The 11,741-nt window shown below is 72.3% G+C and carries 11 protein-coding genes; 3 read left to right on the top strand and 8 right to left on the bottom strand.

From position 1 onward, the window contains the following. Nucleotides 1-110 precede the first annotated feature (110 nt). A complete protein-coding gene (locus ACIA6T_RS13555; RefSeq protein ID WP_399446675.1) occupies nucleotides 111-404 on the top strand; it encodes a hypothetical protein in 294 nt (97 codons plus the stop codon). Between the two features lie 30 nt (nucleotides 405-434). On the opposite strand, the gene ACIA6T_RS13550 is transcribed toward ACIA6T_RS13555, so the two are convergent. Further along, the gene (locus ACIA6T_RS13550) at nucleotides 435-1,181 is read right to left on the bottom strand and encodes a DUF6227 family protein (RefSeq protein ID WP_399446674.1); all 747 of its coding nucleotides are present in this window, start codon (nucleotides 1,179-1,181) and stop codon (nucleotides 435-437) included. A gap of 219 nt (nucleotides 1,182-1,400) precedes the next feature. Further along, nucleotides 1,401-2,429 (bottom strand): P1 family peptidase, encoded by a 1,029-nt coding sequence (locus tag ACIA6T_RS13545; protein WP_399446672.1) that lies wholly within the window; start codon nucleotides 2,427-2,429, stop codon nucleotides 1,401-1,403. Nucleotides 2,430-2,472: 43 nt separating this feature from the next. Between ACIA6T_RS13545 and ACIA6T_RS13540 the strand changes: the two genes are divergently transcribed. Further along, nucleotides 2,473-2,649: a hypothetical protein gene (locus ACIA6T_RS13540; protein WP_107425243.1), complete on the top strand. Its 177-nt coding sequence runs from the start codon at nucleotides 2,473-2,475 to the stop codon at nucleotides 2,647-2,649. 22 nt (nucleotides 2,650-2,671) lie between these two features. Here ACIA6T_RS13540 and mscL read toward each other — a convergent pair whose 3' ends face one another. The 6 genes from mscL to ACIA6T_RS13510 form a co-directional block, all read right to left on the bottom strand. Beyond that, nucleotides 2,672-3,142: a large conductance mechanosensitive channel protein MscL gene (gene mscL, locus ACIA6T_RS13535; RefSeq protein ID WP_399446670.1), complete on the bottom strand. Its 471-nt coding sequence runs from the start codon at nucleotides 3,140-3,142 to the stop codon at nucleotides 2,672-2,674. Nucleotides 3,143-3,277: 135 nt separating this feature from the next. Then, nucleotides 3,278-3,790, bottom strand: coding sequence for a hypothetical protein (locus tag ACIA6T_RS13530; RefSeq protein ID WP_399446669.1), 513 nt, complete (start codon nucleotides 3,788-3,790; stop codon nucleotides 3,278-3,280). 219 nt (nucleotides 3,791-4,009) lie between these two features. Beyond that, nucleotides 4,010-4,843, bottom strand: a complete 834-nt coding sequence (locus ACIA6T_RS13525) for an S-methyl-5'-thioadenosine phosphorylase (protein WP_399446957.1) — start codon at nucleotides 4,841-4,843, stop codon at nucleotides 4,010-4,012. A gap of 87 nt (nucleotides 4,844-4,930) precedes the next feature. Further along, entirely contained in the window at nucleotides 4,931-5,260 is a 330-nt protein-coding gene (locus tag ACIA6T_RS13520; RefSeq protein ID WP_399446668.1) for an FmdB family zinc ribbon protein, read from the bottom strand. A 67-nt stretch (nucleotides 5,261-5,327) separates the two neighbouring features. Further along, the gene (locus ACIA6T_RS13515; RefSeq protein ID WP_399446667.1) at nucleotides 5,328-6,614 is read right to left on the bottom strand and encodes an MFS transporter; all 1,287 of its coding nucleotides are present in this window, start codon (nucleotides 6,612-6,614) and stop codon (nucleotides 5,328-5,330) included. 357 nt (nucleotides 6,615-6,971) lie between these two features. Continuing rightward, entirely contained in the window at nucleotides 6,972-8,504 is a 1,533-nt protein-coding gene (locus ACIA6T_RS13510; RefSeq protein WP_399446666.1) for a potassium/proton antiporter, read from the bottom strand. A gap of 237 nt (nucleotides 8,505-8,741) precedes the next feature. Here ACIA6T_RS13510 and ACIA6T_RS13505 point away from each other — a divergent pair, with 237 nt between their 5' ends. Continuing rightward, nucleotides 8,742-11,612, top strand: a complete 2,871-nt coding sequence (locus tag ACIA6T_RS13505; RefSeq protein ID WP_399446665.1) for a penicillin acylase family protein — start codon at nucleotides 8,742-8,744, stop codon at nucleotides 11,610-11,612. Nucleotides 11,613-11,741 lie beyond the last annotated feature (129 nt).

The following is an 11,741-nucleotide window of genomic DNA, read 5'->3' as shown; positions in this document are numbered from 1 at the left end:
GGCGGTGCGTCCGTTTGGGTAGGTGTGGGCGGTTCATGCCTACTGCGATATAGATCACGATCATCACGATCCGGGGTCAAAGCCCCGGATCTTGGTGTGTACTGGGCCGCATGCCTGAGTACACGACACTCTCGCGGACGACGGGCGCCACCGTCCTCACCCTGGTGGCCGTGGCCTGTGCGGCGGGTCTGGCCGACGCCCTGCGGCGCCGGCGCGGACGGACGCGCGCACGTGAACCCCTCGACGAGGCGGCCCGCCGGCAGCACACCCCCCACGCCCCTCACGGCGTCCCGGTGATCCCGCGCCAGCGCCGGACCGGCCCCCACGTGGAAGCCGTACGGCTCACCCCGGCGGAGCGCGACGCGTTCGCCGGGCTGGTACGGCGCTTCGGCGAAGGGGACTGAGCGGGCGGGGCCGAGGCCCCGCCCGCCGGGTCAGGAGACCTGCGCCGCCCGGCGCTCCATCGCGTCCCGCGCCGCGTCCTCGCTGGCGTACACCTCGCACATGTGCCGCCCGTCCGGCGTGACCGTGTGCTCGACCTCCCACACGGACATCTCCGCACCGTCACCCAGCAGGAACGCGTGCTCGTAGAGCGAGAAGGACAGCCCCGGCCGCCCCGTGCGGGACGGGCGGCCGAAGGCCTGCGTGATCCGGTGCGCGCATGCCGTGGCCAGCAGCGCGGCCGTCTCCGCGTCCGGCCGGTCCGTGTTCTCCGCCCGGCGCAGTAAGCGCCGCGCGTGATCCGCGGAACCGTCCGGAACATACACCTGCCGCAGCGTGGGAGGCGGCAACAACTGCACCGTCACGGGCAGTTCGAAGTCCGGGGTGTCCGGCGGCAACGGCAGCCGGGCCGTGGCCGTCCGCAACTCCTCCTCGTCCACATACACCTCGTGCTGCGGCTCGTTCCCCGGTGCCGTGTTGTGCACGAGCTCCCAGAGCGTCAGCGCCGAACCGTCGGCGAGCAGCCAGGTGTGCCGGTACGTCTCCCGGTGCAGACCGGCGCTGTGGTGCGCGGAGTGCAGCGAACCGTCGTGCGCCAGCGCGCAGTCCAGCCGCCGGATCGTCTCGTCCGGCAGCTCGAAGGAGTTCAGGGCGCGGCCGAGGAGGCGCGCGAGGTGCTCCTCCGGAGACTCGGGCGGGTCGGGTGGTTCGTACGCTGCCGTCTCGTACGGAACGCTCAAGGTTTCTCCCGGCGTTGCTGCATGTCACCTTGTGGGTGCATACCGTAGCCCCTCGGCCGGACATCGTGTCCGGGAACTGAGAAAACGTATGGCCGAAAAACGGGCGGAGCGCAAGAGGAGTTCCCGACGGGTCCGGTGCGGACGTCAATTGCTCCTGGCCGAACGGTACTTCCGCAGCCGGTCACCGGCACCTCCCTCAACGCTCGCCGTACACCTCCCTCAACGCTCGCCGTACAACTCCCCGTACGACGGCCACGAACCGCCCGGACCGTCCACCGGACCGGCGGCCCGGACCGCTCGTACGATCGCGCGGGTCACCAGGTCCGCGCCCGCCGCGAGAACCTCGTTCAGGGCCAGCGGGTCCGCCGCGTCCAGCGGGCGGGCGCCCGTGGCCAGGGCGAAGACGGTGTCGCCGTCGCTGAGCAGATGCACCGGCCGCACGGCCCGCGCGATGCCGTCGTGCGCGGTGCCGGCCAGCTTCTGCGCCTGCGCCTTGGACAGGCCGGCGTCGGTGGCGACCACCGCGAGCGTGGTGTTCAGCGGCGGAGCCGCGTTCCGCCCGGCCACCTCCGTGAGCCGCCGCAGCGCGGCCTCGTGCACCTCCGGCTCCGGATACCGCACCCGGCCCTGGAACAACTCCCCGTACAGCACCCCCGTCCCCGGATCGACCGCCGACCCCGCCGCGTTGGCCACCACCAGCGCGGCCACCGTGATGCCCGACTCCAGCACCGCGCTCGCGGTGCCGATCCCGCCCTTCACCTGCCCGACCACCGCGCCCGTACCGGCGCCCACGCACCCCTGCGGCACCGGCGCGCCCGGACCGGTCGCCGCCGCGGCCTCGACCGCGGCCCGGCCGGTGGCCGCGTCCGGCCGGGCCCGGAAGTCGCCGCCCCGGCCCAGGTCGAAGACACAGGCGGCCGGCACCACCGGCACCACCTGCGCGGGATCCGGCCCGACGCGCACCCCGCGCCCCCGCTCCTCCAGCCAGGCCATCACCCCGGACGCCGAGTCCAGCCCGTACGCGCTGCCCCCGGTCAGCACCACCGCCTCGACCGTCCGCACCAGGTTGCGCGGATCGAGCGCGTCGGTCTCCTTCGTGCCGGGCCCGCCGCCGCGCACGTCCACCGCGGCCACGGCCCCGCCCTCGGGCGCGAGCACGACCGTGGTGCCCGTGAGCCACCCGTCGCCGGTGCGCGTCGCGTGCCCCACGCGCACGCCGGCCACATCCGTCAGAGCGTCAGCTGTCATGGGGCCAGTACTGCCCGGTCAGGGGCGGTCGTACCCTGGACGTATGAGCACCGCCCCCGATCCCCGCCCGAGTGGGCCCAAGCCGGCGCTGGTCTTCGACGACCCGCTGGACCAGCAGTCCTCGGACGACACGGACCGCGGCTGGGGGGAGCGCCCGTCCGGCGACAGTGCGGCCGATCTGAAGCGCTTCCTCGACGAGAAGCCGCCCCACCACATCTGACCCGCCCGCCGGCGGGCCGCCCCTACCGCTCGCCGTGCCCCGTGCCGCGCTGCGCGACGAGGGTGTCGCGGATCTCCTTGAGCACCTCCAGCTCGGTGATCTCGACGACCTCGTGCGCGCCCTCCTTCGCCTTCCGGCGGGCCTCCACCCGGGCCAGGTACTTCGCCATGGGCAGCACCATCAGGAAGTAGACGACCGCCGCGGTGATCACGAACTGCAGCGTCGCCCCGAGGACCGAGCCCCACAGGATCCTGACACCGGTCGCGGCGTCCCCGGCGCCCTCGCAGGGGCCCTTCAGACACGAGCTGTAGCTGTCCAGGTTCTTCGTGCCGAACGCACCCACCAGCGGACTGATGACGCCCTTCACGACCGAGTTGACGATGTTCGTGAAGGCGGCACCGATGACCACCGCCACGGCCAGATCGACGACGTTGCCCCGCATCAGGAAGGCCTTGAAGCCCTGCAGAATGCCCGTCTTCTCCTGGTCGCTCACTTCGAGGCCTCATTTCTCGTGCGTAGGGTGCGGAAGAAAGCGCTCCGCAACCTACGTCACGCCGGTGCCGGCCTGTCCAGCCGGGCCACCCGGCGCAAGGGCCCGACGCGCGGACGAGGACCGGAGAAGCGCCGGTCACCACACCGTCACCGCCAGCCGGGCCGTGGCGCTCGCGCCGGCCAGTCCGGCCGCCGTGGAACGCGGCACCGACAGTACGACCAGCGCCCCGCCGTCGCCCGTTCCGCCCGCTCCGTCCGCCGGTTCCGGCACCTCGGTCACCCGTGCCCCGCGCGCGACCACGCGGGCCTCGCCTCCGGACACCGCCTCCTCGGCGGCGATCACGTCCACCCGGTCGCCCGGCCGCAGCAGCCGTACCGTGGCCGCGTCGGCGATCCGCACCGCCGCCGTGACCGCCGCCCCCGCGCCCCGCGCCCGTACGGCACGGTCCCCGGGGGACGCCGAGGCGGCACGGGCCGCCGGGGATCCGTCGGGACGGCCGCGGGACCGGTCCGCGTCCCGCGGCCCCGCCGCCACCAGCGCCGCCGCCGTGACCGCGAGGCCGAGCGCCATGGCCCGCCTCCGGTGCCGTACGAGCCCGCCCGGGAGCGGCAGGCCGCCGCGCACCCGCACCGGTGCGAAGTGCGGCACCTCGCACGGGGGAGGGACCTCGGGGCCGGGCGGACGGGGGAAAGAGGGGGAGCGGAGCGAGGAGGGAAGACGGGACACGGGTACCACCACCTGCGACGAGGGACCGGCTTGCGACTCCCACGATGAGGCCTCGCGCCGCGCCCCGCCGGGCCCTGTGGACGTACCCCGAACCTGTGGAGAACTCCCCCACCCGAACGGGACGTTCCGCCCCGCCACCGGCTACGGCAGCGCGAACCCCGGGTTCATCCCGCCCAGCGCCGACGTGCACGGACAGTCCCGCTCCTCCGCCTCCGGCAGCCCGGCCACCGCGGCGAAGAGCACGCCCCGCAGCCGGTCCACGTTGGCGGCGAACACCCGCAGCACATCGTCGTGGGAGACACCCTCACCCGTCTCGGCCCCGGCGTCCAGGTCGGTGACCAGGGTCAGGGAGGTGTAGCAGAGCTCCATCTCACGGGCGAGCGCCGCCTCGGGGTGGCCGGTCATGCCCACCACCGACCAGCCCTGCGCCTGGTGCCACAGCGACTCGGCGCGGGTGGAGAAGCGCGGCCCCTCGACCACGACCAGCGTGCCGCCGTCCACCACCTCCCAGTCCCGGCCCCGCGCCGCCTTCAGCGCGGCGGCCCGCCCGGTGGGGCAGTAGGGGTCGGCCAGCGACACGTGGACCACGTTCGGCACCGTGCCGTCGGGCAGCGGCAGCCCGTCGAAGTAGGTGCCCACCCGGGACTTCGTACGGTCCACGAGCTGGTCCGGCACCAGCAGCGTGCCCGGCCCGTACTCGGGACGCAGACCGCCGACCGCGCACGGCCCGAGGACCTGGCGCACGCCGACCGACCGCAGCGCCCACAGGTTGGCCCGGTAGTTGATGCGGTGCGGCGGCAGATGGTGGCCGCGTCCGTGCCGGGGCAGGAAGGCGACCCGCCGGCCGGCCACCTCGCCGAGGAAGAGGGAGTCGCTGGGCGCCCCGTACGGGGTGTCCACCTGGACCTCGGTCACGTCGTCGAGGAAGGAGTAGAAACCGGAGCCGCCGATCACGCCGATCCCGGCCTTCGCCATGTTCGCCATGCCCCGCACCCTAACCGCACCCGGAAACGCCGAAGACCCCGTCGTCGGATGACGACAGGGTCCCGTAAGGAAGCGGCCCTACGCGGCGGTGGTGCTGGTGGAACTGCCCGAACTGGAGGAGCCGGCCGACGAACCGGACGACGAGCTCGAACCCGAGTCTGAGGAGGCGGAAGACGTCGACGACGAGGTGCTCGACGACTTCGACGACGCCGGCGAGCTGCTCGACGAGGAGCCGCGGCTGTCGTTGCGGTAGAAGCCGGAGCCCTTGAAGACGATGCCCACCGCCGAGAACACCTTCTTCAGGCGGCCCTGGCAGTTGGGGCACTCGGTCAACGCGTCATCGGTGAACTTCTGCACCGCCTCGAGGCCCTCGCCGCACTCGGTGCACTGGTACTGGTAGGTCGGCACTGTCTTCCTCCTGGCACTCTCACTCGATGAGTGCTAACGACGGTCCATCTTGACGTATTCCGCGGGTTCAGTCCACTGCGACGGACTCGCGGTGACCGACACCACGTGCGACGGTGCGCCCGCGCGGGGGCGCGGCCAGCCGTGACCGCAGCGCCAACAGTGTCGCGAGGGCCAGCACCGTACCGGCCATCGGGACCAGGAAGCCGGCGCCGCCCCACAGGCGGTCCTCCAGCTGTCCCGCGACCGTGACGGCCGCCGCCTGACCGAGCGCGACGGCGCCGGTCAGCCAGGTGAAGGCCTCGGTGCGGGCGCCCGCCGGGACCAGGTTCTCCACCAGTGTGTAGCCGGTGATCAGGGCCGGTGCGATGCACATGCCGACCAGGAGACCGAGCCCGGCCAGCAGCAGGGCCGAGTGGGCGGTCCACAGGGCGGACGCGGTCAGCGCGAGCGCCGCGTAGCCGATCACCAGGCGCCGCTGCGGGGCGGTCTTCCAGGCGATCGCGCCGCAGGCGACGCCGGAGAGCATGTTGCCCGCGGCGAAGACGCCGTAGAGGACGCCGTTCAGTCCGGGCTCGCCGATCGACTCGGTGAACGCGGCCAGCGAGACCTGCATGCCGCCGAAGACGGAACCGATGCCCAGGAACGTCACGATCAGCACGCGCACACCGGGGACGCGCAGCGCGGAAACGTGCTCCACGCGCGCGTGCCCGTCGCGGCCCGCCTCGGGCTGTGTGCCCTTCTGCGCGGCGAACAGCAGACCGCCGACCAACGTCAGCGCGGCCTCGGTGAGCAGGCCCGCGGCCGGGTCCACGGCCGTGCACAGGGCCGTCGCCAGCAGCGGTCCGACGACGAAGGTGAACTCGTCGGTGACGGACTCGAAGGCCGCCGCGGTGGTCAGCAGCGGGGAGCCCTTGAGCCGCACGCCCCAGCGGGCCCGCACCATGGGCCCGATCTGCGGCACCGAGGCACCCGTGGGCACGGCGGCGGCGAACAGCGCCCACAGGGGCGCGTCGGTCAGCGCGAGCGCGGTGAGGGCCAGTCCGGCCGCCGTGTGGACGAGGACGCCGGGCACGAGGACGGCGCGCTGGCCGTGGCGGTCGGCGAGACGGCCGCTGTAGGGGGCGAACAGCGCCATGGAGACGCCGGTGACGGCCGCGACGGCGCCGGCCGCTCCGTACGAGCCGGTGGTGTGCTGCACCAGCAGCACGATGGAGAGGGTGAGCATCGCGAACGGCTGGCGGGCCGCGAAGCCGGGGAGCAGGAACGTCCACGCGCCGCGCGTGCGCAGCAGCCGGCCGTATCCCGGTCGGGAGGTGGCCGCCGAGTCCTTCGACGTGGTGACCGTGGATGCCACGGCCCGTGCCTTTCCGCCACCTGGTAGCGGCCCGCGCGGGTCGTGCGGGGGGCGCCGAGAGCTGTCCTCTTGCGCTGACTGCGGTAGATACCGGCGCCACAGCTCAGGGCGTCCCGGCCGCCATACGGTCGCGCCAGCTCTGCGTCAGGCAGAGTTGGTTCGATCTGGGGGTCGCCTGCATCGTACAGGGATCACCTGCCGCTCGCTGTGAAGCCGGGCACGCCGTCGGCGTCCCGCCCGCGGTCCGTCGGCGTTCCGTCCGTCGTCCGTCGGCGTCCCGCCCGCGGTCCGTCGGCGTTCCGTCCGTCGTCCGTCGGCGTCCCGCCCGCGGTCCGTCGGCGTTCCGTCCGTCGTCCGTCAGCGTCCCGCCCGCGGTCCGTCGGCGCCCAGCCAGCCGGCCAGCTTGCCGCCCCGGCCGACCGCGCGCAGGCGCCGTTCGGCGGCGTCCCGTACCGGGTCCGTGGCGACGACGAGCAGTTCGTCCCCGCGGCGCAGCACCGTCGACGGCAGCGGCACGAACGACGTCCCGTCGCGCACGACGAGGGTGACGGCGGCCCCGTTCGGCAGCCGCAGCTCGGCGACCTCCACGCCGTGCATCCTCGACCCGGCCGGGATGGCGACCGACAGCAGGTGTCCGCGCAGCCGCTCCAGGGGCGCCGACTCGATGCCGAGGTCGGCGGCGGAGTCCGCGCCCAGGTGCAGTTTGCGGGCCAGCCAGGGCAGGGTCGGCCCCTGGATGAGGGTGTAGACGACGACCAGGACGAAGACGATGTTGAAGATCCGCTCGCTCCCGGCGACGCCCTGCACCATCGGGATCGTCGCGAGGATGATGGGCACGGCGCCGCGCAGTCCCGCCCAGGACATCAGCGTCTGTTCCTGCCAGGGCACCCGGAACGGCAGCAGGCAGACGACGACGCTCAGCGGGCGGGCCACCATGGTGAGCGCCAGCCCGATGACCAGCGCGGGCACGATGTCGTCGCCCAGTTCGTGCGGGGTGACGAGCAGGCCGAGCAGGACGAACATGCCGATCTGGGCGATCCAGCCGAGCCCCTCGGCGAAGCCGCGGGTGGCGGGCCAGTGCGGCAGTTTGGCGTTGCCCAGCAGCATCGAGGCGAGGTAGACGGCGAGGAAGCCGCTGCCGTGGGCGATGGCGCCGGCCGCGTAGGCGGTGACCGCGATGGCCATGACGGCGATCGGGTAGAGGCCGGAGGCGGGCAGTGCCACGTGCCGCAGTCCCCAGGCGCCCAGCCAGCCCACCGCGAGTCCGACGGCGGCGCCGATGGCCAGCTCCAGCACTATCTCGCCGACCAGGACGTACCAGTGCTCGACCGGTCCGGCCGAGGAGAAGGCGACGACCAGGATGACGACGGGAGCGTCGTTGAAGCCGGACTCCGCCTCCAGCACGCCCGTCACCCGCGCGGGGAGCGGTATTTTCCGCAGCACCGAGAAGACGGCCGCCGCGTCGGTCGACGACACCACCGCGCCGATGATCAGCGCCTGCCGCCACTCCAGCCCGACCAGGAAGTGCGCGGCCGACGCCGTGACGCCGACGCTCACCGCGACGCCGCCCAGCGCGAGCACGGAGGCGGCGGGCAGGATCGGTCTCACCTCCGTCCACTTCGTGCCCAGGCCGCCCTCGGCCAGGATCACGACCAGGGCCGCGTATCCGATGACCTGGGTCAGCTCGGCGTTGTCGAAGTGGATGTCGCCGAAGCCGTCCTGGCCCAGGGCGATGCCGATGCCCAGGTAGACGAGCAGGCTGGGGAGCCCGCTGCGTGAGGAGATCCGGACCGCTGCGACGGCGACGAGCAGGACGATCGAGCAGACGAGCAGGAGCTGGTTGAGGTGGTGGACAGTCAGCGGCCGTTCCCTTCCCTGACTCAGGCGCACCCGCGCGTGAGCTCACGTACATCGCATACGAGCCACCGCTTCCGCGGCAAACTACTTCGTTACCTTACCTAACTCTTGACGCTTTCTTGACGCTCGGGACGGCAAGATCGAACGTCAGTCCGGGCTGGTTCCCGACTCCGCGTCAAGGGGCGCGGGGCCCTGCGCCTATCGTTGCTCCAGCGCTCAGTTAAAAGCACAGCCCGACCTGCCGCTCGCGTTAGGACAGCAAGGACAGCGATGCCCACCGACACCACCGCCTCCACGGGTCAGCAGGCCGGCGCCTCCGCGGGGCAGCAGCCCGGCAAGTCCGGCAGGAAGAAGGGACGCAGAGGACGACTGATCGTGCTCGTCCTGGTGCTGGCCCTGATCGGTGCTGTCGCCTACGGCGGGTACTGGTCGGTCAGCACCGTGCGTGCCTCCTTCCCGCAGACCAAGGGCTCGACCACGCTCAAGGGCCTGACGGGGACCGTCGACGTCAAGCGGGACGGCTACGGCATCCCGCAGATCTACGCCTCCTCCGACGAGGACCTGTTCATGGCCCAGGGCTACGTCCAGGCGCAGGACCGGTTCTACGAGATGGACGTGCGCCGGCACATGACCGCCGGGCGCCTGTCGGAGATGTTCGGCGAGAGCCAGATCGACAACGACGAGTTCCTGCGCACCCTGGGCTGGGACCGGATCGCCGAGGAGGAGTACGAGAAGAAGCTCTCCCCCGCCACCAGGAAGTACCTCGACGCGTACGCCAAGGGCGTCAACGCCTATCTGGAGGGCAAGGAGGGCAAGGAGATCTCCCTGGAGTACGCGGCGCTCGGCTTCGAGAACGACTACAAGCCCGGGAAGTGGACCCCGGTCGACTCCGTGGCCTGGCTGAAGGCGATGGCCTGGGACCTGCGCGGCAACATGCAGGACGAGATCGACCGCGCGCTGATGACCAGCCGCCTCGGCCCGAAGCAGATCGCCGACCTGTACCCGGCGTACCCGTACAGCCGGAACAAGCCGGTGGTCCAGGAGGGCCAGTACAACCAGCTCACCGGGGCGTACGAGCAGGGCGAGAGCACGGGGACCGGGACGGGTACGGGGACCGGCACCGGGACGGGTACGGGGACCGGCACGGGCACCGGCACCGGCACCGGCACGGGCACCGGCACGGGCACCGGGACGGGTACGGGCACAGGCACCGGAACCGGCACGGGTACCGGTACCAGCGGTTCCTCCCTGGAGAGCCAGCTCACCGGCCTCCAGCAGGTCCTGGAGGACCTCCCCACCGCCGTCGGCGTCAACGGCGACGGCATCGGCTCCAACTCCTGGGTGGTCTCCGGCGATCACACCATCACCGGCAAGCCGCTGCTCGCCAACGACCCGCACCTGTCGGCCTCGCTGCCGTCCGTCTGGTACCAGATGGGCCTGCACTGCCGCGAGGTGTCCGCCAAGTGCCAGTACGACGTCACCGGCTACACTTTCGCGGGCATGCCGGGCGTGATAATCGGCCACAACCAGGACATCGCCTGGGGCCTGACCAACTCCGGCGTCGACGTCACCGACCTCTACCTGGAGAAGATCACCGGCGACGGCTACCAGTACGACGGCAAGGTGGTGCCGTTCGAGACGCGCGAGGAGACCATCAAGGTCGCCGGCGGCAAGGCGCAGAAGATCGTCGTCCGTGAGACCAACAACGGCCCCCTGCTCTCCGACCGTTCCGACGACCTGGTGAAGACCGGCAAGAAGGCCACCGTCGACAGCGCCGCCCCCGACCGGGGCGACGGCTACGGCGTCGCGCTGCGCTGGACCGCCCTGGACGCCGGCCGCACCATGGACTCGATCTTCGCGATGAACCGCGCGAAGGACTGGGACGACTTCCGCGAGGCCGCCACCCTGTTCGAGGTGCCCTCGCAGAACCTCGTCTACGCGGACACCGAGGGCAGCATCGGCTACACGCTCCCCGGGAAGATCCCCACCCGCGCGGAGAAGCACGACGGCTCCCTCCCCGCCCCCGGCTGGGACGCCGACTACGAGTGGACCGGCTGGATCGAGCAGGAAGCGCTGCCCTACGAGTACAACCCGGACCGCGGCTACATCGTCACCGCCAACCAGGCCGTCGTCGACGAGGACTACCCGTACACGCTGACCACCGACTGGGGTTACGGTGCCCGCAGCCAGCGGATCACCGAACTGATCAAGTCGAAGATCAAGGACGGCGGCAAGATCTCCACCGACGACATGCGGCAGATGCAGCTCGACAACTCCAGCTCCATCGCCAAGCTGCTGGTGCCGCACCTGCTCAAGATCGACACCGAGGACGCGGACGTCCGCGAGGCGCAGAAGCTGCTGGAGGGCTGGGACTACACCCAGGACGCCGACTCGGCCGCCGCCGCGTACTTCAACTCCGTGTGGCGCAACATCCTCAAGCTCGCCTTCGCCCACAAGCTGCCCAAGGAGCTGCGGGTCAAGGGCCAGTGCGTGTGGGTCGACCCGGTCAACACCACCGGGCCCGCCGACGAGGCGGGCAAGGTCCGCGAGTGCGGTCAGCGCGACGCCGACCAGGCGCAGCCCGACGGCGGCGACCGCTGGTTCGAGGTGGTCCGCACGCTGATGGACAAGGAGGACAGCTCCTGGTGGAAGACCCCCAAGTCGGGCACCCGCCCCGCCGCGGACAACCGTGACGAGCTGTTCAAGCGCGCCATGATCGACGCCCGCTGGGAGCTGACCGCCAAGCTCGGCAAGGACATCGACAGCTGGAGCTGGGGCCGGCTGCACCGCCTGTTCCTGAACAACCAGACCCTCGGCACCGAGGGCCCGGACTTCCTGCAGTACATGCTCAACCGCGGCCCGTGGAAGCTCGGCGGCGGCGAGGCCACCGTCAACGCGACCGGCTGGAACGCCGCCGGGGGCTACGGCGTCGTCTGGGTGCCGTCCATGCGGATGGTGGTCAACCTCGGCGACCTCGACAAGTCCCGGTGGATCAACCTCACCGGCGCCTCCGGGCACGCCTACAGCGCCCACTACGTCGACCAGACGGACAAGTGGGCCGAGGGCGAGCTGCTGGAGTGGTCGTACTCGGAGAAGGCGGTCGCGGACAGCACCAGCGACACCCTGCTGCTGAAGCCCTGACCCCCCTGGTCCCCGCCGTGGGGGGGGGGGGGGGGGGGGGGGGGGGGGGGGGGGGGGGGGGGGGGGGGGGGGGGGGGGGGGGGGCGGGGGCGCGCCGCGGGGGGGGGCGCCCGGCGGCCCGCGCGGGCG

Source organism: Streptomyces sp. NPDC051740, from assembly GCF_044453165.1.
Classification (GTDB): Bacteria; Actinomycetota; Actinomycetes; order Streptomycetales; family Streptomycetaceae; genus Streptomyces; species Streptomyces atrovirens.
This window is presented reverse-complemented; position numbering and strand designations above follow the sequence as displayed.